Raw genomic sequence first — 25,887 nt, 5'->3', positions numbered from 1 at the left:
GATGCTGTCCGTACCCAAGCGCGCGCACTCGGCTGATACCCCGAATTTGACCGACCGTCTGAGGCCATCGAAACCAAACGACGTCCCCCCTGCAGCATGTTATCGGTCGCTAGGCCTTCATGGCTACCCCACTGCTGCATGGAGTGTCGTTTTCCTTCCTAGTCGCTGACCGCAGACGCTAAGCAGATTCGTGACCGAGATCTAGCCGAGCGCCGAATGACAGCATGATAAACAAGCCGTCAGCGCGGGAAGGGGAGTCACCGCTGTCGTGGCGTCCGCACGGCGCTGCTCTCGCTCATCTCACCATCGTGTTTTCAGGAATCTGCCGGGAGCCGCTTTGCTATCGCCTGATTCGGATGAACCTTGGCGATCTGAAAGGACGCAGCTTCATTTAGCTCCTGTCGACATGTTTCCGAAAACACGACAGCTGTAACGCCATAGGGCCAAAGAAACCTAGGGCTTTCAGCACTTATTGCTGGGAGCCTGTCTGCCGATTGGTTGCCATGGCTGAACGTAATCACCCGCTCCTTGAGAGACGGCGCCGGTAGAACCTAACGCGAGGGGAGGGGTGCGGATTCGTGTTCCCAATAACACGACGCTTGCGGAGGTCGCATTCCTGATAACACGACCGATCCTTACTTCTCTCGGCGAGCGCGCTCTCCGGTTCGGGGTCGACAGCGGGTTTTTGGATCGAAACGCTAACTGCCGACTTCGCACACAGCACGCCACGCACCGTTTCGTGATTATCCACACCTCCCGGCGGGGCCATCGTGCTATCGGGTGGGGATCATCGTGTTATTAGAATCCGGCTGTCGTGCTATCGGAGATCAGACGTCGTGTTATCAGATTTTATCCACAAGGGGGGAATCGCCAGATTCCCGTGAGTCGCTTGGCACGTTGGCCTCAGTAACCTTTTAACTCTAAGATATAACCCATTAACGCTTACGCCTACGGCGGATTTATGATTTTGATTTTTCAGAACAGAAAGGGGAAGGAATAGGTCTCACTCCGCTGCTCACCGTCGATCCGACATCCCGGTCTTTGTCCTTCAGGCCTGTCTCGCCAACCTAGCCGCACTATGGATGATGATCCCGAATAGCTGGGCAATCTCAGCAGACAAATCCCCCAAGAAGTCAGGAAAGCAGAAAACGATCGGTTAGGGCGGAGAGTGCTCTGAAAATACTGCTTGATCGGCATTGGGCCTGATTTTCTTCGGCGTGCTGAAACTGTGAGCGACTGCAGAGGCGTTGCGATCTGCACAGGCCGATTGATTCATTGAAGCGATTTGAATTTGGGTGCATATAGGAGGCAAGGAGTGCACTCATGCTTGCCGCATTTTTGGACGATATTCGTGAGGGGGACATGATCGCGCCGCGCCGCATGGCGGAACGCCTGCGCCTACCGATGACGCGTCTATCGCGACTTGCGCACCTCAATCGCAACACCATGACCACACACCCCGGTAGCCCGGCTGTGCAGGCCAAGCTTGGGGAAATTGCCCGGATCATCGCGCGTGCCGCCGATCTGGCCGGTGATGAAGGCAAGGCGATCATCTGGTTCAAGCATCAGCCGCTTCCTGGATTTGGCAAGACGGCCGAAGAATTGGTCGAGGATGGGCATGCCGACATGGTGATCGAGGATCTCGATCGCATGGCTGCCGGTGTCTATTCCTGACATGGTTCACTTTGGTTCATGGAAATTGACCGTGACCATGTCTCTCTCTCGCCGGTAGAGCGGTGCCATGACCTATGTGCTTGCGTCCATGTCGCTTCCGCTCTGGCGGATGATCGGGATCCGCCATCAATTTAGTCCGACGTCGGGGGAGGGCGCGCGGCTCTATGGCGGTCGCTGGAATCGAAAGGGCGTTCCGGCGCTTTACCTGGCTGCAGATGCGGTCACCGCGGTGGCGGAATATTATCAAGGACTGCCGAAACCCGGAACGCTTGTTCCTTATTATCTCGACGCTGCGGCTATCGCGGATCTCACTACCAGTACGGCGGCGCCTTGCAATACGCGGGTCGGGGAGGCCCTGGAAGCAAACTGGAAAGCCATGGCGTTTCTTGATCGCCAGACACCGCCGAGCTGGGCGGTGACGGACGAACTGATCGCGGAGGGTGCGCAAGGCGCGTTGGTGCCATCGGTCCAGAATCCGGGTGGCCGGAACCTGGTGCTGTGGCAATGGCATGAGAAGGATATGCAAGGGGAGGGAGCCGCGCTGACTGTCCTTGATCCTGACGATGCCTTGATGCCTCCGGGCTAGACGAATCTAGCCACACACACGCGTTTGTCCGCTGCGCTGTGTGTCGATATATTGGCGCACCACATAGAGATCGGCGACATTGCCCGACGCCATCCGCTCGATCGCCGGGCGTCCGGCGAACAGCGGCGCCTCATTGGGTTTGCGTACCCATTCATCGGCGGTACGGGGCAGGAGCATCTTCAGCCCCTTGTAGATCCCCATGACATAGGAGATGCGCTCCAGCGCATCCTTGGGAATCGCCGCGACGGCGCCGCGCTTCCAGGTCTGCAAGGTCGAGCGGCTGTCGAGCCCGAGAAGCTTCATCTGCTCGGCTTCCTTAAGGCCCCAGGCGTCGGCAATGCGGAAAAAGGTGCGCAGCGCCGGATGAACCGCGCCGGGTTTGCCGGAGGCTCCAACTCCTGAGAAGGTGGAGCCTGTATGAGCAAGACGACGAACAAGTTTGCACCCGAGGTGCGCGAGCGTGCGGTGCGGATGGTGGCCGATCATGAGCGCGATTATCCGTCCCGCTGGGCGGCGGTGGTGTCGATCGCTGAGAAGATCGGCTGCGTTCCGCAGACGCTGCATGAGTGGGTGAAGAAGGCCGAGGTCGATAGCGGCAAGCGTGCCGGTGTCCCGACCGAGGTTGCCGACAAGGTGAAGGCGCTGGAGCGCGAGGTCCGTGAGCTGCGCCAGGCCAACGAGATTCTCCGCAAGGCGTCGGCATATTTTGCGCAGGCGGAGCTCGACCGCCCGTTCCGGCGATGATCGCCTTCATTGACGATCACCGCGATGCCTATGGGGTCGAGCCGATCTGCCGCGTCCTGCCGATCGCCCCATCCACTTACCACGAGCGCGTCGCGCAGCGACAGGATCCGACACGCCTATCGGCGCGGGCTCGGCAGGATGTGGCCCTCAAGCCGGAGATCGCGCGCGTGTTCGCCGAGAACTTCGCGGTCTACGGCGTGCGCAAGGTCTGGCGACAGATGATGAGGGAAGGCTTTCCGGTCGCCCGCTGTACGGTCGCACGGCTGATGCGTGAGATGGGCTTGGCAGGCGTGATCCGTGGCAAGCCAGTGCGCACCACGATCAGCGACAAAGCGGCGCCGTGTCCTCTGGACCACGTCAACCGCCGGTTCTACGCGCCAGCGCCGAACATGCTGTGGGTGTCGGACTTTACCTACGTCGCGACCTGGGCGGGGTTCGTCTACGTCGCCTTCGTCATCGACACCTATGCGCGGCGGATCGTTGGCTGGCGAGCAAGCCGTACGGCGCATGCCAGCTTTGTCCTCGATGCCTTGGAGCAGGCGCTTCATGACCGCCGGCCGGCCCATCGGGGCGGCCTCATCCATCATAGCGACCGCGGGTCGCAGTACGTGTCCGTCAAGTACACCGAGCGACTCGCCGAAGCCGGGATCGAGCCATCGGTGGGCAGTGTCGGCGATAGCTACGACAACGCTTTAGCCGAGACGATCAACGGCCTCTACAAAGCCGAGGTGATCCACAGGCGTGGGCCGTGGCGCAGCTTCGAAGCTGTCGAATATGCCACGCTCGAATGGGTCGACTGGTTCAACCATCGTCGGCTGCTCGAGCCCATTGGAAACATCCCGCCTGCCGAAGCCGAAGATCAATATAATGCTGCCGCAAGCAACCTCGATATGGCAGCGTGACTCACAACCCAATGCCTCCGGCAGACCCGGCGCGGTTCAGGACCCGTCAGATCCTTGCGGCTCAGCGTGTCAGCATCGGTTGATTTGACCATCGGCGGTCTTGCCTTTCTCCGTCCAACTGTATCGCATTCGCCCAAAAAGGGAATCCCGAAACATCAACTCTCGCGCGCGGCTTGGTCAACCTGGGCCAGAAGTGCGCGCCAGCAGTTGGTCGATATCGGTCATCGCCGCGTCGAATTCGGCAAGCGCCGCACGGGGGAGGGCGGTAGCCTGGTCCAGAGACGCCGGCTGCCAATCCCTTCGCGGTTCTTCGGCGACCAGCAGGACCTTCCCCTTGACCGTCTCCCTCCGTGCCATGCGCGCCGCCACAAGGGCGTCGCCGATCGCATAGGTGCCGCGCCGGCTGATCCCGCACGCCGAGGTCATCTGATCGAGCCCGAGCGGCGCAAAACCAGCGAGCAGGATCCACACCTGCGGTGCCCGCGCGCTCGAGCGCAGGTGCCCCAGCTGCTCGCGCATCAGCGCCGCGCGCTTTCGCGCTTTCGCGACCAGCTCTGCAAGCCGGGTAGTGGTCGCGTGGAGAGTCCGCGCTGAGACAAGGGCGCGTTCGCCCGGCCAGAGCTGCGGCTGAAGCGTTTCGGCGGTCATCACGCCGGGACAGGGAAGGTCAAGCTGCCACGCGCCGCACGCGGTCAGCAGCCGCCCCAGCGAGGCATCGGCCGCCCAGAGCGGTGTGCGCGGGGCGGCCTGCTCGATCGCCACCGCGCGGTTCCCAAGCGAACGGATTTGCACCGCGCGCTCCAGCGGCGCGAACAGGGGATCGGCCCGCAGCAGGGCGTTGAGACGGGCCAGACCCGCGAAGGGCAGGGGGGGCTCGTCATCCGCGCCGGCCTGTTCCATCAGCGTGAGCGCCCTGCCGATCGCGTCGTCCGCCAGCGCATCTTCGGCTTGCATTGGGCGGTCAGCCCCGAAGCGCGCGGCCAGAGCGATGGTCTGTGCGGCGTCGGCGAGCGGTTCCCACGGATGATGGCTGAGTCCGCCCAGCAGGGCGCGGACCACGGCATAGGCGGAGCAGGCGGTGAGGGGCGTCTCTTGGGGGCCGCGATCGAGCCCGGCGAACCAGGCGTTGAACTGGTGTTCGGCGTCAGCAAATCCCGCCTGCGCCAAGGCCGAGAGGAGCACCTCGCGCAGCAGTCCTACGCAGAACAGCCGCTTTTCGGTATCGGTGAGGCCGGCGAGGAGCCCGTCGAGGCGGCCGAGCGCCAGTGCGCATTCGCCTTGCGCGAGCGCCAGCTCTTCGGGTGGGGCGTCGGTGTCGGCGGCGAGGGGATGGAAGCGCTCCATGCCGAATGTGTAGTGAATGCCAAAACACTGCACAACTGCTCGGATGGTTGGTGAATCAACATGTGATAATTGCACTTATCACATAAGCAGATTTGACCGTTCTTTATAAGGTGGGCTACAAGCGCGGCTGAGGAGCGAGGCGCGTCGTGAGCACCGAAACCGCCCGGGAAGGGCCAGAAATCCCCGTAGCGCCGCCTGAGGCTGTCCTGCCGGCCGTCAGGGCGCCGGCCGACCTTGCGTGGACGATCGTGCAGATGCGCGCCGGCGAGCGCATCACCGTCAACGAGGGCCTGATCGCCGCCTATCAGGCCGCTTCATCGCCCCATAGCATCCGTGCGCTCAAGTCCGACGTCGAGGCGTTCGATGCGTGGTGTAGGCGCAACAACCGGATCGCGCTGCCGGCCACGCCCGAGACCGTGGCCGATTATCTCGACGCGCGGGCCGGGAAGGGGAGCCGGCCGGCCTCGCTATCCCGCTACAAGGCGTCGATCGCCAAGATCCACCAGCTGCTCGAGCTCAAGGATCCGACGCCGGCGCCGCTGGTGAAGCTGCGGCTCCAGACGGTGCGCCGCGAGAAGGGGGCTGCGCAGAAGCAGGCGCGGCCGCTGCGGTTCAAGGGCCCGGTGCGCGACGTCGAGCGCGACAAGGCGCGGGGGCTCAACATCCGCGCGCTGCTCGAGAGTTGTGGCGAGGATCTGCCGGGGCTGCGTGATCGGGCGCTGCTATCAGCCGCTTATGACACCGGGCTGCGCGCCTCCGAACTGGTGGCGGTCGCCATTGAGCATATTGAGGAGGCGATCGATCCCGAAGCGCGGCTGCTGCAGATTCTGCGTCATAAGGGCGATCAAGACGGGGAGGGGGCGACCGCCTACCTCAGCCCGCGCACCGTCGCGGCGATCGCGGCGTGGACCGAAGCGGCGGGGATCACGACAGGGCCGCTGTTCCGGCGGGTGCAGGTGCGGCGCTACAAGGCGCGGGCAGCCGTGCGCGGTCGGCCGATCGACAGCATCTCGGGCCGGGAGACGTGGGATCTGCGCAAGACGCTGTCCAAGCCGGCGGTGAAGGCGCGCGTCGAATATGACATCGGCACCGTGGCGCTGCACCCGGGCTCGATCGGACCAATCTTTCGGTCGATCATCGGCCGCGCGTTCGACCGTGGCGCGCTGCCCGATTTGACGGCGGACGATCTGGCGCGGTTGCTGAAGGGGATCAGTGCGCACTCGACGCGGATCGGGCTCAATCAGGACCTGTTCGCCAGCGGGGAGGATTTGGCCGGCATCATGGACGCGCTGCGGTGGAAGTCGCCGCGGATGCCGCTCGCTTATAATCGCAATCTCGCGGCAGAGCAGGGGGCGGCGGGGCGCCTTATGGCGAAGATTGGCTAGTCATGACGGCCTAAATAGGTCTTTGGATGATGCCGTGCGACCACACGACGGCGGCAGGTAGATCGAGGGATTTGCGCAGCGGCAAGAACCGGAGAAGGGAGGCTGAGCCCCCGGGGTCTTGAGCTACAACGTTAAGCCTAAGAAACGGGCAGGGGCCTGGTAGCGCGTAGTGTATGAGCGAAGCCACCATCGCTCAAACTCATCAGCACAGTCCAATTTCGAAGAGGAAACAAGAAAGTGGTTCCGGAAACGGTATGGATCTTATCCTGTGTAAACGCTCGCGCTAAATGGCGGCGTTCTGATCGCGCTATTTGTCAGTTGCCGGGTCCGATGACGAGGCAATCGCGCGCGGCCTGAACGATGTCAGCGGTGACCTCCTCGACGCGGTTGAGGGTCATGATCCGCCGCATCTGCGCGAACAGGCGCTCCATGAGCCGGAAGTTGCCGCGCGTGATGCGGATCACGGCTGCCTGCGCTTCGATCGCGTCGAGTTGGGCCGGGTCGAAGCTGATCCCGAAATCGCCGGCGTGGGTCGCGAGCAGCAGCCGCATTTCGGTCTCGGTAAGCGGTTTGAACTCGTGGACGAAGCCGATCCGCGAGTAGAGCTGGGCATAGCGGGCGAGGCGCTTCTCCAAGCCCGGCATACCCATCAGGATCAGCCCGAAGCCGTGGCGATCGGCCATGTCGCGGAGATGTTCGAGCGACTTTATGGTCAGGCGGTCGGCCTCGTCGACGATGACGAGGGGGCAGGCGATGCGGGCGGCGTCATGGGTGATTTCGTCCTGCGAGCCGCCCGCGACCGTCAGCCGGGCATAGCCCAGCTTAATGAGGTTGAGGCCCAACACCGCGTCGATCGTCTTGGGCGTGTTGCTGACCGACACGGTGTAGAAGACGGCGCGGCAGCGAGCGACCTTTTCGCCAAGGAGCGCGGCAATGGGACGGAGCGCGGCATATTCCCCCAGGTCGGGGAAGCTGGAAAACTCGCGCGCCGATCGCGTCTTTCCGACGCCCGGCCGGCCATGACACACGCCGATATAGCGGTAGTGCGCGCAGGCTTCGGCAAACTCGACGAACCGGGCATGGTCGCGGGTCGCCAGGAACGGCTGCTCGACCAGGAACTCAATCGTCAGCGGCGTAGAGCCGGAGCCCTCGGTAGGTGGTGGGCCGGGAAGCCGTATCCTCTTGGTCGCCATCGAAGGTCTCCGTGGGGGCAGGCACCTGCTTGTCGCGCTCCTTCGCGCCGCGCCGGGCGCGCTGGATCGCGCGCAACGACGGGTGCCCAGCGTGCTCGGAGCTGAGCGCACGGCAGACGAACCGGCCCTGGTCGTAGACGTGGATCTCGGTCAGGTCGCGGGGGTCATAGACCGCCTCGACCTGCTCGCCGACGAAGGCCGCGAGCGTGGGTTCGACATAGCGCCTGCCCATCAGACGGATGCCGTCGCGCAGCACTTTACGGGGCTTGGGCACGTGCACGAGCAGCATGTCGAGCTGTTCAAGGCTGTCGGGCATTGCGGGCAGGAACCCGCCCTTCTGCCAGCGCGTGATCGGCGGTTCGCCGGTGCTGCCATGCGGGCGACGATGATAGACGCCGCACACGAACGCCTCGAAGCGGGCGCGCAGCTCGTCGAGCGTGAGCACTGGCGCCGACAGCGGCTTGCCCGCGATCAGGTGGCCGGGCAGGTCGGGCAGGAACATGTCGTTGATGGTGCGGAACAGCCGCTCGATCTTGCCGCGCCCGCGAGGACGCCCCGGCAGCGAATGGATGAGGCGGATTTTGAGGGCGATGCACGCCTGCTCGATATGCTCGGAGATGAAATCCGAGCCGTTGTCGACGTAAAGCTGTTCGGGAATGCCGCTGACGATCCATTCGGGATTGGGCTTGCGCCAGATCGCCTGCCGCAAGGCGAGCGCCGTGTTGAGGGCACTGGGGGCATCGAGGCTGAGGAAGTAACCGGCGATGGCTCGGCTGTGATCGTCAACGATGACGGTCAGCCAAGGACGCACCGGGGTTCCGGCATCATCGAGCACGAGAATGTCGAGAACGGTATGATCGGCCTGCCACATCTCGTTCGAGGTCGCGGCTTCGCGCCGATGCACTAGCTCGTGCTGGTCGCGGTAGACGGCCGGATCGGAGGCTGCGGCGATCTGGCTTGCCGGTATCGCCCTGACGACACGCGCGACGGCCGCATAGCTGGGGGTTCGGTGTCCATGCGCGATGGCGAGTTCCTGCACCTTTCGGTGAATGGCGGCGACCGGGGGTCGCGGGCGCTTGGTGGCGAGAGTGCGGGTCAGTTCGACCAGATGTTCCGGCAGGTGCAGCCTGCCCCGATCGTTGCGCGGCAGACGCGCGAGACCGGCAAGTCCTTCGGCACGGTAGCGCCCGAGCCAGCGCTGCAACGTCCGCTCGCTCAGCGTGCCGGTGCGGGCGAGGTCCGCGAGCGGGATGCCATCGGCGAGGTGCGGTTCAAGGACGCGGTAGCGCTCGATCGCCAGCGGCGGGACAAGCGCCGGATGCGTCACCGCCGACGGTCCGTGTCGCAGGTAAGGAAAACGGAGATTTGCCTGCCCATCGCCATGCGAGTCCGCTCGCGTTGCCAAACCGGCCTGTTCGACGTAAATCTACCCGGTAAAGAAAACTAGGGCAACATAGACCTGCCGATGACGACTTTCTTCCCAAACCGCGCCCGATCGGGGCGCCACCGGCCCTACGCATGAAAATCGGTTACGCCCGCGTATCGACCGCCGAGCAGAACCTGGACCTCCAGCGTGATGCGCTGAAGGCTGCCGGCTGCGAGAAGGTCATCACCGACAAGGCCTCCGGGGCGACTGCCGCTCGCCCTGGATTGGAAAAGGTGAAGGAGCTGCTTCGCGCCGGCGACACACTGGTGGTCTGGCGCCTCGACAGGCTCGGCCGCTCGCTCCGTGATCTGATCGGATGGATGACCTACCTCGACGAGGAAAAGGTCGGGCTGCTGAGCCTGCACGAGGCGATCGACACGACCACCACGTCGGGCAAGCTTACCTTCCACCTGTTCGGGGCATTGGCGGAGTTCGAGCGCAACCTGATCCGCGAGCGGACCCAGGCCGGTCTCACCGCAGCCCGCGCTCGCGGCAAGAAGGGTGGCCGGCCGGCCGCACTCGGCAAGGACAAGCGCGACCTGCCCGTCAGGCTCTACCACGAGAACACGATGCCGATCGCCAAGATTTGCTCGATGCTCGGCATCTCCAAGCCAAAACTCTACGCCTATGTGCGATCGGCCGAGACCAAGCCGGTAGCCGCGTAGCGACGCTCGCCGACAAATAGCGCGATCAGAATGCCGCCACTTAGCGCGAGCGTTTACACCGTTCGCGGTCCCGATCGGCCCAGCGTCCCCCGGAACCGTTCGTTATCGGGAAGGCATCTAAGCGGTCTGCACCATCCTTCATCTAAAGTTCTCCAAGCGCTTCTGAGGATTTTCGGGCGCACCAAAAGCACTTGCTCCTCCAGTGGCTGGAGCATGTAACCGCAATTTGCTCTCCTGCGGACGGGGGGCTGGAGGTGGCTTTTTGACGGCCCGTGTTGAAGCAATCGGTATGTCTCGACGCTCATTAGTGGCGCGGCTGGTGGCCTGTGGAACCGGCTTGGTGCTCGGTTCTCCAACGCTCGCGCGACAGACTTCCCGGTCTGCGGGCTCGTGGAACTTCGGTGCGGCTCACCTCGAATGGGAGCCGCTGGAAGTCGGCACGGGTGATACCCTCCTTGTTTCGGCACAAGTGCGCGGAGTGCCGGTGCGGGCGGTGCTCGACAGTGGCAGCGGCGCGTCGATCATGAGCACGGCGCTCGCGGCGAAGCTCGGCTTGAACGATGGTGAGCGGCGCATGATTAGCGGGCTGAGCGCCAAGGCCCCGGTGCTGCTGGTCCGCGACATCGACGTACAGCTCGCCCGCGAAACCCGTCGCTTACCCTTTGCCGTCGTTGGTGATCTGAGTTCAGTGTCGGCGGCCTTCGGACGACCGATCGATATCCTCCTCGGTGCCGATATGTTCACGGGTAGCTGCATCGCGCTCGATTTCGCGAAAAGGCGTATGGCGGTCGTCAAGTCAGGCACGTTTCTCGCCGGTCCCGACTGGCGCGCTGTCGCGCTCGGGCGCGGTGCCAAGCAGGAGCTGTTCATTCGAGCTTCCGTCTCGGGTTTGCCTCCCGTGCCCTTGATGATCGATCTTGGCAGCTCGGCCGCGCTGATGCTCTCGTCGGCCTATGCCCGCGATCAAGGGCTGTTGAACGGGAAGCTCGTCTCGACCGCGGCGATCGGCGGCGTCGATGGTGTGCGTATCAACGATGCTTTCACGATCCAGAACATCAACATCGAAGGGCTTGGCGTCTCGAACGTCCCCACACTCGGGATGAGAGCTTGGCTCTCCACCAGCACGGTTGGCAATGTCGGCCTACCGCTGATCGCTCAATTCGACGTGGTGTTCGACGTGACCGCCGGATTCGTGTGGCTCCGGCCACTCGGTCCTCGTCGTCGCCTGCCGATGCTGAAGGACCGTAGCGGCCTTGGCCTCGCAGCCTCACCAACGGCGCTCACCGTTGTTCATGTGGCGGCGAACAGTCCCGCGGAAAAGGCTGGCTGGGCGGTCGGCGACCGGATCGTGGCGGTGAACGGCCATTCGATCGATGCGAACTATACGCGTGGGGAGCTCTGGCAAGTGCGCTCCCGGCCTGCTGGCACCCTCGTAAAGCTGACGATGGCCTCGGGTGATGTGCGCGAGCTCAGGCTGGCCGATTATTATTGATCGGCTTGAGGGTGGCCTTTGCCGATCGCCTTCATGATCCGACAATCGGCCATGCGCGCCTTGGTGCAGCTCTGGCTGAGCATTGCCAACTCATCCCGCAACACCGCGAGTTGCGCCAGTCTCTCCTCCACATCCTTGAGGTGCTGAGCAGCGATAGCTGAGGCGGCACCACAATCCTGGTCCGGGTTCTGCGCCAGCCCCATCAACGAACGGATCTCGTCGACGGAGAAGCCAAGCCGGCGACCGTTGCGGATGAAGTGCAAACGCTCAATGTCACTGGCATCGTAGGTTCTGCGACCCGACGCCGTGCGAGGGGCGGATCGGAGCAACCCGATCGACTCATAAAAGCGGATCGTCGTCACCTTCGTCGAGGTCTCGCTGGCGAGCTGCCCAATCATCACCGGCTTCATCATGCCATCCTTGCTTATGCGAACGTGTCGCACATTTCGCTTGCTTCTACAGCGACTGGAGGTGGTAAGGAAGGCCGCATGAATGCTTCTACCGAAAGCTGCGGGTGCCACGGGGAGCCCGCGCGCGCGCAAACCGATCCGGCCTATCGCCGTGCGCTGCTGACCGTCGTGGTGCTCAACCTCGGCTTCGGAGTCGCCGAGCTGTTCGGCGGGTTCATCGCCGATAGCCAAGCGCTGAAAGCGGATTCCCTCGATTTTCTCGGGGACGGGTCGATCAGCCTTATCGGTCTTCTCGCGCTTGCCTGGTCCGCACGGGCGAGGGCAAAGGTCGCGCTGACGCAGGGGTTGTTTCTCGGTGCGCTTGGCGTGGGCGTAATCGGTTTCGCGATTTGGCGCGCCCTGAACGCAACCGCGCCCGATGCCGAACTGATGGGCACAATCGGCGTTGTCGCGCTCGCGATCAATGTCGTGTCCGCCTTGGTGCTTGCGCGTTTCCGGGAAGGGGACGCCAATGTTCGCGCGATCTGGCTGTTCAGCCGCAACGACGCGCTCGCCAACGTGGCGGTGATCGCCGCGGCCGGTCTGGTGGCGTGGACAGGAAGCGCCTGGCCGGACCTCGCCGTCGCCGGCCTCATCGCCCTCCTGTTCCTCCACTCCGCTTATGAAATCGTCACTGGCGCTCGGCGCGAATTGGGAGAGCGGTAGTGCGTCTGCTCGCGTTGATCCGGGCAATGCTCTCGTTGCGGCTGCTCTCCGCGCTCGCGGCGCTGCTGATCCCTGCTGCGGCAATCGCCGAACCCGGCGACGTGCAAACCGCATGGCGGCTGCTCGACTATATGGCCGTCGATTATGGCGGCGCGGTCGCCAACGGTCGGATCAAGAGCACGTCGGAATATGCCGAGATGACGGAGTTCGCCGCGTCGGTCTCGACACGGCTTCAGGGCCTGCCGGCGAAGCCGGAGCGTCAAGCCCTCATCCAGCGGGCTGCCAACCTCCAGGCGGTGATCGCGGAAAAGGGACCGACTGAACAGGTGGCAACATTGGCGCACGGGCTCGCGGCCGATCTGTTGCGCGCCTACCCGGTGCCGCTCGCGCCCGATAAGGCTCCGAACCTCGTCTCCAGCGATGCACTGTTCCGACAATCCTGCGCGTCCTGCCACGGGATGACGGGCAACGGCCGTGGCCCTGACGCCGCCAAGCTCGCTACGCCCCCGATTGCTTTCACCGATGCCGAGCGCGCGCGCCAGCGCAGCGTGTTCGCGCTCTATCAGGTGGTGACGCAAGGCATCGACGGGACCGCGATGCAGAGCTTCGCCGATCTGCCCAACGATCAGCGCTGGGCGTTAGCATTCCGAGCTGGGAGCTTCGCCTTCACGGATGCGCAGGCGCGCGAAGGCGAGCGGCTTTGGAAATCCGACCCGACCCTTCGCCGGCGCATTCCGGACCTGAAAACCCTGGTCGCGCTCACCCCGGCCGCGCTCGGCGCGGCGATCGGCGACGCCAAGGCTGACCCAGTGCTCGCGTTCCTGCGTCGTCATCCCGAACAGGTGATACAACAGGCTCCCGGCTCGCTCGCGGTCGCCCGCGCCAAACTCGCCGAAAGCGTGGCGGCTGCGCGGCGCGGCGATGCGCGCATGGCGAAAGAGCTGGCGCTGTCGGCCTATCTCGATGGGTTCGAGCCGATCGAGCCAACACTCACCGCGCGCGACGCGACGCTGATGGGTCGAATCGAGGGCGCGATGGGGGAGTTCCGCGCCTCGATCGACCGGGGCGCGTCGCCCGATGATCTCGCGGAGAAGGTCGCAGTACTGGGCGGCCTTTTCGACGATGCGGAAGCGGCGCTCGCGCCTGATGCCGCCACCGAAGCGTCCACGTTCCTGGGCGCGTTCACGATCCTGCTGCGTGAAGGGCTCGAAGCCCTGCTCATCGTTGTCGCCATGATCGCGTTCCTGCGTAAAGCCGAGCGCGGCGAGGCGCTGCGGTACGTGCATGGCGGCTGGGTCAGCGCGATCATCGCGGGCGGGATCACCTGGGCGGTCGCCACCTATGCGATCGGGATCAGCGGTGCGAGCCGGGAGCTGACGGAAGGGTTTGGCTCGCTGTTCGCCGCGGTCGTGCTGCTCTCGGTCGGGATTTGGATGCACGGCAAGGCGCAGGCCGATCAGTGGCAGCGCTATATTCGCGAGAAGATGTCGCGGGCGCTCTCGGGCGGGTCGGGCTGGTTCCTGTTCGGGCTGGCGTTCGTCGTAGTTTATCGCGAGGTCTTCGAGACGATCCTGTTCTATGCCGCGCTTTCGGCGCAAGGTGACAACGGGATGCTTCTCGCGGGGGCCGGGTCGGCGATTGGACTGCTCAGCCTGATCGCTTGGGCCATGCTTCGCTACAGTCGCAAGCTGCCGATCGCGCAGTTCTTCCGCTATAGCTCCTGGCTCATGGCGGTCCTGACCGTCGTGCTGGCGGGTAAAGGCGTCGCCGCGCTCCAGGAAGCCGGCCTTATCAACATCGCACCGCTCGCGGACGTGCCACGGCTGTCGATGCTCGGCGTGTTTCCCACTTGGCAATCGGTGCTGGCGCAACTCCTGATGGCGGTCGCCATTGCGGTCGGGTTCGCCTGGAACGGGCGCGACCGATCCCGCTCGGGTTCCGGCTCAGTGACCCTTGGTTCGAATTAGTGCAATGACATGAAAACCCTTCCGTGATAGAGGCAAGCTAGTGCGAGCCTTTTTGCCTTTCCTGACATGCCTGATGCTGGTCCTGACCAGCTTCTCCGGCATGGCCCATGCCGCCGATCTGGCGGGGGGAAGCATCGCGGGCGTTGAGTTCACGGTCCATACCGCCGGTGACATCGATCAGGTGCCATCGGACTCGGACAAGAATGTCCCGCATCATCACAATTATTGTCACGGACACGACGTCGGCGTGCCTGCGCGCACGACGATGGAATATACCCCCGTCCTCACAGTGCCCAAGCCGACAATCTCCGCCTCTGCGTCGCTCGACGGCCGCACCGGCATGGTCCATTTGAGGCCCCCCCAAGCCTGACGTCCGATTTGGGCGTGCGTTGGCGCGCCCCTGTCGATCATCGTCAGGAGTCCTATTTTCATGAATCGTATCCTCGCGGCCATGCTGGCCGCAGCGTCTTGCGCCACGATGGCGCAGGCGCAGGTCGGACCGTCCGCGCCTGTTGCGCAGGATGCGCCGGTCTACACGCTTGACCAAGCGGTCAGTGCAGCGGGCGGTTCGGCCCCTGCTGCGGAAGCGGCGACAGCTGGAATCGACGCGGCCCGTGCAGGTCGCACAGTCGCCGGCTTGCGGCCCAATCCGGTGGTTCAAGGCCAAGTCGAGAATGTCATCGGCTCCGGGCCGTATCGGGGGGTCCGCAGCGCGGAAACCACGGTCGGCTTTGCGATCCCGATCGAGCTAGGCGGCAAGCGCGGCGCCCGCGTCGCGGTCGCCAATGCGCAATTGTCCCGGGCCGAGATCCAGGCCGCGATCATCGCGGCGGATGTCCGGCTTCAGGTAACGCAGCTCTATGTCGAAGCGGTCGCGGCCGATCGCCGGGTAATGACAGCCCGCGATCAGGCCCGGATCGCCAGCGATGCGCTGCGGGCCGCGAGCGTTCGCGTGCAGGCAGGGCGGGCATCGCCACTCGAGCAACAGCGCGCGGATGTCGCGCGTATCAATGCCGACGCCAATGTGGAGCGGCAGCTTCGCTTGGCCGAGGCGGCCCGCGCCAATCTGGCGCGTCGGATCGGACGGCCGATCGACGGCCTGCTCGATGACACGCTGCTCGATCGCCTTCCCGATGTGAACGTCTATGGGCCGTTGGCACCGGTCAACACGACCGGCACACTCGCGCTGGCGGCAGCCAACGCGGATTTCTCCATTGCCGAAGCCGGCGTGCGGCTCGCGCGCGCCAATCGCGTGCCTGACCTGAACGTCGGGCCGTCGATCCGCCGCCTGGAAGCGACCAACGACATGGCGGCGGTGTTCAGCGTGTCGATCCCGATCCCGGTGTTCAACAATGGTCGCGCCGCGATTGCGCAGGCGACCGCGCAGCGGACCCAGGCGGATGCGCAGCGCCGCGTGACCGCGCTCGACATCGAACAGGCGATCACGGACGCGCAGGCGCAGGCGGCCAATGCCGCAACGACGGCTCGTGCGGCGTCGGGGCCGGCGCTGGCGGCTGCACAGGAGGCCGCCCGCATCGCGCGGATCGGCTATCGCGAGGGCAAGTTCGGCCAGCTCGAATTGCTCGATGCTGAACGCACGCTCGCCGAAACGCGGGTCGCCGCGATCGACGCGCTTGCCAATTACCAGAATGCCCGCGCGCAAGTGGAGCGACTGACCGCTCGTGCGCCCAATGGGGGGAATCAGTGATGAAGAGCTTTTATCTCGCGGGCGCGGCGTCGCTCGCCCTGCTCTTGGCTGCCTGCGGCGGCAAGGATGGCGGAAACGAGGCAACTGCCGAAGGCGCAGCTGCCAATGAGACGGCAGCGGGCACGGAAAAGGGCGGTGCTGAAGGCGGTCATGCCGGTGAAGGCGTCGTCACATTGGGTGCCGACCAGATCGCCACAGCGGGCGTCCAGGTCGGACGGCCGATCATCGGCGGGGCCGGGACGATCGAGCTGCCCGCGATCATCGAGGGCGACCCACAGGGAACGCAGGTCGTCTCGGCCGCAATTGCGGGACGCGTGGTCGCGCTCACCCGTAACCTCGGCCAATCGGTCGGACGCGGCCAGACCATTGCGGTCATCGAAAGCCGCGAGGCGGCGCAGATCAAGGGCGAGGTCGAGGCGGCGCGGGCGCGGCTTCAGCTCGCTAATTCGAACCTCGCGCGCGAACAGCGGCTGTTCGCGCAGAGAGTCTCCCCTGAACAGGATCTGATCGCCGCCCGCACAGCGGCGACGGAGGCGCGGATCGCCCTGACGCAGGCGCAGAGCATGGTTTCGGCGGCGGGTGTCGGCGGCGGCGGGCTCAACCGGCTCGGCATTGCCGCGCCGATCTCGGGCCAGATCATTGCGCGCCCCGTGACGCTGGGACAAACGGTCGCGGCGGATGCCGAACTCTATCGCATCGCCAACCTGAGCCAGGTGTCGATCGCGCTTAATCTCAAGCCCGAGGATGCGGGCCGGGTGCGTCCCGGCAATACGGTGCTGGTGAAGGCGGCAGGCCGTCAGGCGACCGCCCGCGTGACCTTCGTGTCGCCGGCGCTTGATCCGCAGACGCGGCTCGTGCCTGCGCTCGCCACCCTCGACAATCGCGGTGGCGAATGGCGGGTCGGCGAGCCTGTGACGGCAGCCGTGCAGCTCACGGGCAGCGGCGGGAGCGGGGCGGTCCGCGTGCCGACGACGGCGGTCCAGAGTTTCGAGGGCAAGTCGGTCGTGTTCGTGCGCACGCCCACCGGCTTCAAGGCGACCCCGGTCCAGCTCGGCGATGCGTCGGGCGACACGGTGATCGTCCGGTCGGGCCTGACCGGCAACGAACAGATCGCCACCACCGGAAGTTTCACGCTCAAGGCCGAGATCGGCAAGGGCGAAGCGAGCCACGAGGATTAAGCCATGATCGCCCGTATCGTAACCTGGGCGGTCGAGAAGCGCTGGCTAGTCCTGCTCCTCACCGTCATCGTCGCCGCCATCGGCGCCTTTTCCCTCTACCGGCTACCGATCGACGCGGTGCCGGACATCACCAACAATCAGGTCCAGATCAACGTCCGCGCGCCTGCCCTCTCGCCCGAGCTGGTCGAGAAGCAGGTGTCGTTTCCAATCGAAACCGCGCTCGCCGGCACCCCCGGCCTGGAATATACGCGCTCGTTGAGCCGCAACGGCTTCGCGCAGATCACGGCGGTCTTTTCGGACGCGACGGACATCTATTTCGCCCGCCAGCAGGTGGGCGAGCGTCTGCGGGGCGTGCAAGAGAATCTGCCCGACGGCGTGAACCCTGAAATGGGTCCGATCGCGACAGGCCTGGGCGAGGTGTACATGTACACCGTTCGTCTCGATCATCGCGAGGACGACAAGCACAAGCCCGGTGAACCGGGCCAACAGCCCGATGGCAGCTACATCACGCCAGAGGGCGAGCGACTGACGACCGAAGAGGACAAGGCGACCTACCTGCGCACCGCGCAGGACTGGATCGTGACGCCGCTTCTGAAGACCACACCGGGCCTCGCCGGTGTCGACTCGATTGGCGGTTACGCCAAGCAGTTCCTCGTCGTGCCCGACGTGCAGAAGCTGGCCTCGCTCGGCATCACGCTGACGGACCTGGGAAATGCGCTGGAGCGCAATAACACCAGCGTCGGCGGTGGCTTCGTCAATCGCAATGGCGAAGGTCTGGCTGTTCGCTCGGATGCGCTCGTTCGCAATGCCAGCGAGTTGGCCAGGACCGTGATCGCGACACGTAACGGCGTGCCGATCACGGTCGAACAAGTTGCGACTGTGAAGACGGGTCAGGCGATCCGCATGGGTTCGGCATCGGAGAACGGTACCGAAGTCGTCGTCGGCACGGCGATCATGCGGATCGGCGAGAACAGCCGCATCGTGTCGACCGCGGTCGCTGAGAAACTGAAGACGATCAACGCTTCGCTGCCTCCTGACGTCGTAATTCAGCCGGTGCTGAACCGCACCGAGCTGGTCAATTCGACGATCAAGACGGTCGCGAAAAACCTGTCCGAAGGCGCGGTGCTGGTCATCGTCGTGCTCTTCCTGCTGCTCGGCAACTTCCGTGCGGCCCTGATCGCGGCGTTGGTCATCCCGATCACCATGATGCTGACAGGCTTTGGTATGCTGCGCGCTGGGGTCTCGGCCAATCTGATGAGCCTTGGGGCTTTGGACTTCGGTCTGATCGTCGACGGCGCCGTCATCATTGTCGAAAACGCGCTGCGCCGGCTTGCCGAGCAACAGCATCATGAAGGCCGATTGCTCAGCGTCAAGGAACGGCTCGCGACCGTGGCAGCCGCTGCGCGTGAGATGATCCGTCCCTCTGTGTACGGGCAGGCAATCATCATCCTCGTCTACGTACCGCTGCTCACGCTGACCGGCGTGGAGGGTAAAACGTTCGGACCGATGGCGCTGACCGTCATCATCGCGCTCGCCTTCGCCTTCATCCTCTCTCTCACCTTCGTGCCGGCGATGATTGCGATCTGGCTGTCGAAGAAGGTCGAGGAGAAGGACGGCCGCATCATCACGTGGCTGAAGAAGCGCTACGAACCCGGTCTCGACCGGGCCATGAAGCGCCCGACGCTGACGATCGGTGCGGGTGTGGGAAGCCTTGTGGTGGCGGCGCTTGCTTTCACTACGCTCGGCTCGGTGTTCCTGCCGCAGCTCGACGAAGGCGATTTGCTGATCCAGTCGCTCCGCATTCCGGCAACGTCGGTCCAGCAGAGCCAGGCGATGCAGGTGCCGATCGAGCGGATGATGTCGAAGCAGCCGGAGGTGCAATTCGTCTATTCCAAGACGGGCACCGCCGAGCTGGCGGCCGACCCGATGCCGCCGAACGCGACCGACATGTTCGTCATCCTGAAGCCGCGCAAGGATTGGCCGGATCCTGAGCTTCCCAAGGAGGAGCTGGTCAGCCGGATCGAGGGTAATCTCGCGAAGATTCCGGGAAATGCCTACGAGATCACCCAGCCCATCCAGATGCGCTTCAACGAGCTGATCGCCGGCGTGCGCGGCGACATCGCGGTGAAGGTGTTCGGGGACGACTTCAACCAGATGAACCGGACGGCCGAGCAAATCGCGGCGGTGCTGCGCAGAACGCAAGGCGCAGCGGACGTGAAGGTGGAGCAGACGACCGGTCTTCCCATGCTCGACATTCGCGTCAACCGCGACGCGATGGCGCGGTTGGGCGTTACGGCTCAGGATGTGCAGGACACCGTGACTGCGACGATCGGCGGGCGAACATCGGGCCAGATCTTCGAGGGCGACCGTCGCTTCCCCGTGGTGATCCGCCTGTCGGAGGCGCAGCGTGCCGACATCGGCCTGCTCCAACAGGTGCAGGTGCCGGTGGCAGGCGGCGGCTATGTACCGCTGTCCAGCGTCGCCGAGATCAAGGTGGTCGATGGTCCGAACCAGATCAGCCGCGAGAACGGCAAGCGGCGCGTGGTGGTGCAAGCCAACGTGCGTGGCCGCGACGTCGGATCCGTCGTGGCGGATGCGCAGGCGGCGATCGGCAGCCAACTCCGGCTGCCTGCCGGCACCTATCTCGAATGGGGCGGCCAGTTCGAGAACCTCCAATCGGCAAGCGAACGGCTGAAGCTGGTCATTCCGGCTTGCTTCATTTTGATCCTGCTGCTCCTCTACGGGGCGTTGGGATCGGTCCGCGACGCCGCGATCGTGTTCACCGGCGTGCCTTTCGCGCTGGTGGGCGGCGTCCTGTTGCTGTTCCTGCGGGGCATGGACTTCTCGATCTCGGCGGCAGTGGGCTTCATCGCCCTCTCGGGCATCGCGGTCCTCAACGGCCTCGTCATGGTCAGCTCGATCCAAGATCTGATCCGATCAGGGATGAGCCGCGAGGAAGCCGCGCATGTTGGCGCGATGCAGCGTCTGCGACCCGTCATCATGACCGCGCTAGTCGCCAGCCTCGGCTTCGTGCCGATGGCGCTGGGCGAAGGCGCCGGCGCAGAGGTTCAAAAGCCTTTGGCGACGGTCGTCATCGGCGGTCTGATCTCGGCGACGCTTCTTACGCTGTTCGTGCTGCCGACACTCTATGCCCGGTTCGGGCAGAAAGTGATCGAGAAACCCGAGCACTACAATGAGGAGCATGAAGGGGACGACCACGGTCAGACCTTCGTGAACAACTTGGCCTGATGGATGGGCGGGGCGATCCGCGATCGCCCCGCCCATCTCTGGGAGATGGGGATATGCCTCGCACCATAACCAGCTCGATGCTTCACGGCGGGCCACTGCGCATCTGGTCGGCACTCACCGATCCGGATCATCGCCGGGCGTGGAGTCCGCTCGTATTTCTCGATGATCCGTCCCGGCTCGGCGACACAGAATGCACCTTTGCGATCCAGGGCATCACCCGGCCAATTCGGACGCCAGCACGGATTGATCGATTCGATAAACCGCACGCCTTCGCTTGGTCCTGCGGCATCCCCTATCTGTTCACGCTCGAAGAGCGGTACGAGCTGGCGGGGGACGATGGCGGCACCAGGCTAACGCATAGCTGCACGCTGCGCGGGGCGCTCTCCCTGCCGTTCGCGGCGATGATGTTGCGCCGCCTGCGATCCCTGATGGTCGAATCTGACGATCGCCTCGCAACCTATCTCCGCTGGCGGGTAGGTCAGCCTGCCCGGGCTATCAATCGTCAGCGCGTCCCCTTCCGCTGCAGGAGGAAGGCGCGATGATGATGCACTGTAAGCGGGTGCTGCCCGCCGTCATCCTCGTTGTCGGGCTCGCGGCGTGCTCGGAAAGAAAGCCGCCAGCCCCGCCAACGGAGCAGCAGATCCATTCGTCCGACAGCGCCGTGGCGACCGGGGAAATGGGGCGGCATAGATATCGCTGTTCCGACGGGGAACCGCTGTTCGTCGATTACAAGGACAACGGCCTGCAGATCGATTTGCGGCGCTCCAACGGGGGACCGCCGATGATGCTGACCGCGCCAGCGCAGGGCCTGCAATATGTCGGCGAAACAGCCACCGCGACCTTCAAGGGGTCGCAGCTCACCATCGTGGAAGGCGATGGCCGTACCCGGATCTGCGAGCAGGAAGGCACGCGATGAACTGCCCTGCCTTCGAACGCCACAGGGCGCTTCGTCGGAAGAGACCGATGTCTGACACGTCGATTTCAAATGTGACAACCTTGTGCGGCCTGAATCGGGCCGGTCTGGCGATCGCGCGCCTCGGCGTCGTTCTCGTCTCCGGGGCGGTTATAGGGGCGTGTAATCCAGCGCCGACCCAGCCTACCGAGCCGGCGCATGAAAAGCATCTGACGTCGAAACTAATCGCGCAGCGCATCATGTACTGCGACGACGGCACACGCGCCGATGTCGACTTCATCGATGACGGCTTGAAAATGGCCGTCACCTGGCTGCCGAAGGGCAGGACCGAGATCCTGCGCGCGCAGCGAACCGGTGACGAGTTTCGCGGCGACCATTCGCGGGCTGTCGTGGCGGGCGGATCGATCGCGTTCACGCGACGCGGGAAGATCCGCGTCTGCCACCGAACCCCGGAGGAGTCCTAGGAAATGCAGGCACTGCTCTATACGCTTGCGCCTGTGCTGGCGGTCGTGCTCGGCGCGATTGTCGCGAGCCGCACCAAGTTGAAACCTGGCCTCGTGGCGGGCCTACAGCATCTCGCTGCCGGCGTCGTGTTCGCGGCGGCAGCGACCGAAATCCTGCCGCAGGTCAAGCATGAGGCATCGCCCAGCGCGACGTTGATCGGCGGGGCGGCGGGCGTCGCGACCATGCTGGGGCTCAAGGCTCTTGAGGCCCGCTTCAAGGGGCCGATGGCGCTACTCGCCGCGATCGGCATCGACATTCTGGTCGACGGCCTGGTGCTCGGCCTCGCTTTCGTGGCGGGCGAGAAGGCAGGTCTCCTGCTGACGATCGCGCTCACTCTGGAAGTGTTATTTCTGGGACTGACGCTGACCGACGAGCTGGCGGAAACCTATCGCTCGCGCTTGCGCATCATCGTGATCGTCTCGGCATTGGCCCTGCTGCTGCCGATCGGCGCGCTCGCTGCCGTGCCGGTCGCCGCGCTGTCGCCGGTGATGATCGCCGGCTTCCTCAGCTTCGGGCTGATGGCGCTGCTCTACCTCGTCACGGAGGAGTTGCTGGTCGAGGCGCACGAGAAACCCGACACCCCGCTCATCAGCTCGATGTTTTTCGTCGGCTTCCTGGCCCTGCTGACACTTGAGGAGATGATGGGATGATCCCGGGCAACGACAACAATGGCGGGCAGGAGCGCCGCACACTGTGGATCGTCCTGCTGCTGAACGCGGCGATCGCTGCGGGCTTCTTCGTTTCCGGCTTCTTCGCGGACTCGAGCGCGCTGATCGCCAACGGCGTCGACAACCTGTCCGATACGGCTGTGTATGCGCTGAGCCTTGTGGCGCTCACCCGGGGCCAGACATGGAAGACACGCGCCGCGGTCGCTTCGGGCGTCATGCTGCTGATCTTCGCGGGCGGCATCTTGATCGATGTCGGACGGCGCTACGTGCAGGGCAGCGAGCCCATCGGACCTACCATGATGGTCATGTCCGCGATCGCCGGCGTCGTGAATTACCTCTGCCTGCGGCTGCTCCAGCGCCTCAAGGATCCGGACGTCAATCTCCGGGCCGCAACCACCTTCAGCTTCAACGACTTCATTTCCAACGGCGGCATCCTGATCGCCGGCGTGCTGGTGCTGTGGTTGGGTACCAATTGGCCGGACCTGCTGGTCGGCTTCGCCACCGCCATCATCGCCATCAAGGGCGGTGTCGAAATCCTGCGCGACGCGCGCGCCGAAACCAAGAAAAGCGAAAGGAGGTCGTCATGAACGACAAGCTCGAACTCGACATTCCAGTGTTGTTGCCGGACCTTCCTGACGCGGCCGATGCCTGCCTGGACCGTCTCGTATCAACCCTGTCAAAGCGCGAAGGTGTCGAGCGGGCGCATGTGATCTGTCTCGACGGCAACACGCCAGCGGCGCTGTGCATCCATTTCGATGCCGCCAAGCTGCCGCTGCCACGGTTGCGCGAAATGGTGCGCGCCGCAGGTGCCGAAATCACCGAGCGCTACGGCCATGCGATCTGGCAGGTGACGGGGATCAACCACGAACGTCGGGCGCGCACGGTCAGCGATGCGCTGTGCGCCTTGCCCGGCGTGGTCCAGGCAAGCGCCAGCACCAGCGGGTCTGTCCGGGTCGAATATGATCGCCGCGAAACCACCGAAGAGGAGGTGCGCGCTGCGCTTCGCAAGCTGAAGGTGAGGGTGGGCAAGCGGGTCGCTGCCGATGAACATGCCGGCCACGACCACGGCCCCGGGGGCCACGGCGCGGGCGAAGAGAAGCACGGCCCCGGCGATGGCCACGACCATAGCCACGCCGAATTTCTCGGCCCCAATACCGAGCTGATCTTCGCGCTCGCCTGTGGCGCGCTGCTGGGGATCGGCTACGCGATCGAGAGGCTGGTCGCTGGCGCGCCCGAATGGCTGCCGACCGCCTGCTATATCGCAGCCTATTTCTTCGGCGGATTCTTCACGCTGCGCGAGGCGATCGACAACCTCCGGATGAAGAAGTTCGAGATCGACACGCTGATGTTGGTCGCTGCGGCCGGCGCCGCTGCGCTGGGCGCATGGGCCGAAGGTGCGCTGCTGCTGTTCCTGTTCAGCCTCGGCCATGCGCTTGAGCATTATGCAATGGGCCGCGCCAAGAAGGCGATCGAGGCGCTGGCGAAGCTCGCGCCCGAAACCGCGACCGTGCGACGCGGCGGGCAGACCAGCGAAATCCCGGTCGAGCAGATGGTCGTCGGGGACATTGCCATCGTCCGCCCGAACGAGCGCCTGCCTGCCGACGGCTTCGTCATCAAGGGCACCAGCGCGATCAACCAGGCCCCGGTCACGGGTGAAAGCATCCCGGTCGACAAGGTGCCGGTTGCAGATGCCGCAGCGGCACGCGCCAAGCCCGATGCAGTCGACGCGGAAAGCCGGGTTTTTGCTGGTACGATCAACGGCGGCGGCGCGATCGAGATCGAGGTGACACGCCGTTCCAATGAAAGCGCGCTTGCCAAGGTCGTGAAGATGGTGAGCGAAGCGGAGACGCAGAAGTCGCCGACGCAGCGCTTCACCGACCGGTTCGAACGGATCTTCGTGCCCGCCGTCCTGGTCCTGTCAGTGCTCCTGCTGTTCGCATGGGTGGTCGTCGACGAGCCGTTCCGCGACAGCTTCTATCGCGCGATGGCGGTGCTGGTGGCGGCAAGCCCGTGCGCGCTCGCGATCGCAACGCCGAGCGCGGTCCTGTCGGGCGTTGCCCGTGCAGCGCGGGGCGGCGTGCTCGTGAAGGGCGGTGCACCGCTCGAAAACCTCGGGTCGCTCAAAGCGATCGCTTTCGACAAGACGGGCACGCTGACCGAAGGTCGTCCGCGCATCACTGATGTCGTGCCCGTCGATGGCGCCGATGAAGGCGAGTTGCTGGCGCTGGCTGTCGCCGTCGAAGCGTTGAGCGACCATCCCCTGGCCCAAGCGATCGTCAAGGACGGCCGCGAACGTCTGAACGATCGTGCCGTGCCGACTGCCGGCGACCTCAAGAGCCTGACCGGTCGGGGCGTCACCGCGAGCGTGGATGGCGAGACGGTGTGGATCGGCAAGGCCGAGATGTTCGGAAGTGAGGGCATTCCGGCGCTGGGGCAGGGCGCGCAGGACGCAATCGCGAAGCTGCGCGAGAACGGCCGCACGACAATGGTGGTCCGCAAGGGGGACCGCGACCTGGGCGCGATCGGCCTGATGGACACGCCTCGCGAAGCTGCCAAGACCGCGTTGCGTCGGCTGCACGAGATGGGCGTGTCGCGGATGATAATGATCTCCGGCGATCACCAGAAAGTCGCCGAAGCGATCGCCGACGAAGTCGGGATCGACGAAGCGTGGGGCGACCTCATGCCCGAAGACAAGGTTGCCGCGATCAAGAAGCTCGCCGGCGAAGACAAGGTCGCGATGGTGGGCGACGGCGTGAACGATGCGCCGGCGATGGCAAGCGCCACGGTCGGCATCGCGATGGGCGCGGCGGGGTCGGACGTTGCGCTGGAGACAGCCGACGTGGCGCTGATGGCCGACGATCTGGCGCACCTGCCATTCGCAGTCGGTCTTAGCCGCCATACCCGTGGAATCATCCGGCAGAACGTCTTCGTCAGCCTGGGTGTCGTCGCCTTCCTGGTGCCTGCTACCATCCTCGGCCTCGGCATTGGGCCAGCGGTGGCGGTTCATGAGGGATCGACGCTGCTCGTCGTCATCAATGCGCTCAGGCTGCTCGCCTACCGCGATCCGGCAGGGAAGGCGGCATGAAGTGGCTGATCGCCTTCGACCTCGACGGCACGCTTGCCGAGAGCAAGCGGCCGTGGCTGTTGAAAAAGTCCTACTGAAGGCTGCCGATC

The 25,887-nt window shown here is 64.7% G+C and carries 23 protein-coding genes and 1 other annotated feature; of the genes, 18 read left to right on the top strand and 5 right to left on the bottom strand.

What is annotated here, in order from left to right; all coding sequences use genetic code 11:
- The first annotated feature begins 1,323 nt into the window (after positions 1–1,323).
- Positions 1,324–1,674, top strand: coding sequence for an antitoxin Xre/MbcA/ParS toxin-binding domain-containing protein (locus tag B2V90_RS18255; protein WP_086491628.1), 351 nt, complete (start codon positions 1,324–1,326; stop codon positions 1,672–1,674).
- Positions 1,675–1,741: 67 nt separating this feature from the next.
- Positions 1,742–2,260, top strand: coding sequence for an RES family NAD+ phosphorylase (locus B2V90_RS18250; protein WP_086491627.1), 519 nt, complete (start codon positions 1,742–1,744; stop codon positions 2,258–2,260).
- A gap of 6 nt (positions 2,261–2,266) precedes the next feature.
- On the opposite strand, the gene B2V90_RS18245 is transcribed toward B2V90_RS18250, so the two are convergent.
- The gene (locus B2V90_RS18245) at positions 2,267–2,617 is read right to left on the bottom strand and encodes an antitoxin Xre-like helix-turn-helix domain-containing protein (RefSeq protein WP_086491669.1); all 351 of its coding nucleotides are present in this window, start codon (positions 2,615–2,617) and stop codon (positions 2,267–2,269) included.
- Between the two features lie 60 nt (positions 2,618–2,677).
- On the opposite strand from B2V90_RS18245, the gene B2V90_RS18240 reads away from it, so the two are divergent.
- Positions 2,678–3,906, top strand: a protein-coding gene (locus B2V90_RS18240; RefSeq protein WP_143840424.1) for an IS3 family transposase whose coding sequence is annotated in 2 segments (ribosomal slippage) — positions 2,678–2,966 and positions 2,966–3,906 — 1,230 coding nt in all. Because the reading frame shifts where the segments join, the coding sequence is not laid out codon by codon here.
- Positions 2,959–3,075: a sequence feature (AL1L pseudoknot), on the top strand. (Overlaps the previous gene by 117 nt.)
- A gap of 177 nt (positions 3,907–4,083) precedes the next feature.
- On the opposite strand, the gene B2V90_RS18235 is transcribed toward B2V90_RS18240, so the two are convergent.
- Complete coding sequence (locus B2V90_RS18235) at positions 4,084–5,250, bottom strand: hypothetical protein (protein ID WP_086491626.1); 1,167 nt, start codon at positions 5,248–5,250, stop codon at positions 4,084–4,086.
- A 146-nt stretch (positions 5,251–5,396) separates the two neighbouring features.
- Here B2V90_RS18235 and B2V90_RS18230 point away from each other — a divergent pair, with 146 nt between their 5' ends.
- Positions 5,397–6,635 carry a site-specific integrase gene (locus B2V90_RS18230; protein WP_013039113.1) on the top strand — a complete coding sequence of 413 codons (1,239 nt, stop codon included), beginning with the start codon at positions 5,397–5,399 and terminating at the stop codon, positions 6,633–6,635.
- A gap of 314 nt (positions 6,636–6,949) precedes the next feature.
- Here B2V90_RS18230 and B2V90_RS18225 read toward each other — a convergent pair whose 3' ends face one another.
- Positions 6,950–7,828 carry an AAA family ATPase gene (locus B2V90_RS18225; protein ID WP_086491602.1) on the bottom strand — a complete coding sequence of 293 codons (879 nt, stop codon included), beginning with the start codon at positions 7,826–7,828 and terminating at the stop codon, positions 6,950–6,952.
- Positions 7,755–9,155: a Mu transposase C-terminal domain-containing protein gene (locus B2V90_RS18220; protein ID WP_086491601.1), complete on the bottom strand. Its 1,401-nt coding sequence runs from the start codon at positions 9,153–9,155 to the stop codon at positions 7,755–7,757. The genes B2V90_RS18225 and B2V90_RS18220 overlap by 74 nt, the downstream gene beginning before the upstream one ends.
- Positions 9,156–9,346: 191 nt before the next feature.
- Between B2V90_RS18220 and B2V90_RS18215 the strand changes: the two genes are divergently transcribed.
- Positions 9,347–9,919, top strand: coding sequence for a recombinase family protein (locus B2V90_RS18215; RefSeq protein ID WP_009824027.1), 573 nt, complete (start codon positions 9,347–9,349; stop codon positions 9,917–9,919).
- 289 nt (positions 9,920–10,208) lie between these two features.
- Positions 10,209–11,411 (top strand): aspartyl protease family protein, encoded by a 1,203-nt coding sequence (locus B2V90_RS18210; protein ID WP_013039112.1) that lies wholly within the window; start codon positions 10,209–10,211, stop codon positions 11,409–11,411.
- On the opposite strand, the gene B2V90_RS18205 is transcribed toward B2V90_RS18210, so the two are convergent.
- On the bottom strand, positions 11,405–11,824 hold the full coding sequence (locus B2V90_RS18205; RefSeq protein ID WP_007406847.1) for a MerR family transcriptional regulator: 420 nt from the start codon (positions 11,822–11,824) through the stop codon (positions 11,405–11,407). The two genes, B2V90_RS18210 and B2V90_RS18205, sit on opposite strands and share 7 nt — an antisense overlap.
- Positions 11,825–11,899: 75 nt before the next feature.
- Between B2V90_RS18205 and B2V90_RS18200 the strand changes: the two genes are divergently transcribed.
- The 12 genes from B2V90_RS18200 to B2V90_RS18145 all read left to right on the top strand — a co-directional run bounded on the left by B2V90_RS18200 (position 11,900) and on the right by B2V90_RS18145 (position 25,798).
- Positions 11,900–12,526 (top strand): cation transporter, encoded by a 627-nt coding sequence (locus tag B2V90_RS18200; protein WP_004212870.1) that lies wholly within the window; start codon positions 11,900–11,902, stop codon positions 12,524–12,526.
- The gene (locus B2V90_RS18195; RefSeq protein WP_004212871.1) at positions 12,526–14,493 is read left to right on the top strand and encodes a cytochrome c/FTR1 family iron permease; all 1,968 of its coding nucleotides are present in this window, start codon (positions 12,526–12,528) and stop codon (positions 14,491–14,493) included. The genes B2V90_RS18200 and B2V90_RS18195 overlap by 1 nt, the downstream gene beginning before the upstream one ends.
- Positions 14,494–14,566: 73 nt before the next feature.
- On the top strand, positions 14,567–14,863 hold the full coding sequence (locus B2V90_RS18190; protein WP_086491600.1) for a hypothetical protein: 297 nt from the start codon (positions 14,567–14,569) through the stop codon (positions 14,861–14,863).
- A 60-nt stretch (positions 14,864–14,923) separates the two neighbouring features.
- Positions 14,924–16,201 carry a TolC family protein gene (locus B2V90_RS18185; protein ID WP_013039111.1) on the top strand — a complete coding sequence of 426 codons (1,278 nt, stop codon included), beginning with the start codon at positions 14,924–14,926 and terminating at the stop codon, positions 16,199–16,201.
- A complete protein-coding gene (locus B2V90_RS18180; RefSeq protein ID WP_004212877.1) occupies positions 16,201–17,379 on the top strand; it encodes an efflux RND transporter periplasmic adaptor subunit in 1,179 nt (392 codons plus the stop codon). The genes B2V90_RS18185 and B2V90_RS18180 overlap by 1 nt, the downstream gene beginning before the upstream one ends.
- A gap of 3 nt (positions 17,380–17,382) precedes the next feature.
- A complete protein-coding gene (locus B2V90_RS18175; protein ID WP_004212878.1) occupies positions 17,383–20,628 on the top strand; it encodes an efflux RND transporter permease subunit in 3,246 nt (1,081 codons plus the stop codon).
- 53 nt (positions 20,629–20,681) lie between these two features.
- A complete protein-coding gene (locus B2V90_RS18170; protein WP_013849881.1) occupies positions 20,682–21,170 on the top strand; it encodes an SRPBCC domain-containing protein in 489 nt (162 codons plus the stop codon).
- Complete coding sequence (locus tag B2V90_RS18165; RefSeq protein ID WP_009824022.1) at positions 21,167–21,544, top strand: hypothetical protein; 378 nt, start codon at positions 21,167–21,169, stop codon at positions 21,542–21,544. The genes B2V90_RS18170 and B2V90_RS18165 overlap by 4 nt, the downstream gene beginning before the upstream one ends.
- A 47-nt stretch (positions 21,545–21,591) precedes the next feature.
- On the top strand, positions 21,592–22,005 hold the full coding sequence (locus tag B2V90_RS18160) for a hypothetical protein (RefSeq protein ID WP_004212881.1): 414 nt from the start codon (positions 21,592–21,594) through the stop codon (positions 22,003–22,005).
- A 3-nt stretch (positions 22,006–22,008) separates the two neighbouring features.
- Positions 22,009–22,695, top strand: a complete 687-nt coding sequence (locus B2V90_RS18155; RefSeq protein ID WP_004212882.1) for a ZIP family metal transporter — start codon at positions 22,009–22,011, stop codon at positions 22,693–22,695.
- On the top strand, positions 22,692–23,300 hold the full coding sequence (locus B2V90_RS18150; protein WP_004212885.1) for a cation transporter: 609 nt from the start codon (positions 22,692–22,694) through the stop codon (positions 23,298–23,300). The genes B2V90_RS18155 and B2V90_RS18150 overlap by 4 nt, the downstream gene beginning before the upstream one ends.
- Entirely contained in the window at positions 23,297–25,798 is a 2,502-nt protein-coding gene (locus B2V90_RS18145; RefSeq protein ID WP_004212886.1) for a heavy metal translocating P-type ATPase, read from the top strand. Before B2V90_RS18150 ends, B2V90_RS18145 begins: the two co-directional genes overlap by 4 nt.
- Positions 25,799–25,887: the final 89 nt, after the last annotated feature.

Origin of the sequence: Sphingobium sp. UBA5915, from assembly GCF_002431195.1 — a bacterium.
GTDB classification, from domain to species: domain Bacteria; phylum Pseudomonadota; class Alphaproteobacteria; order Sphingomonadales; family Sphingomonadaceae; genus Sphingobium; species Sphingobium soli.
This window is presented reverse-complemented; position numbering and strand designations above follow the sequence as displayed.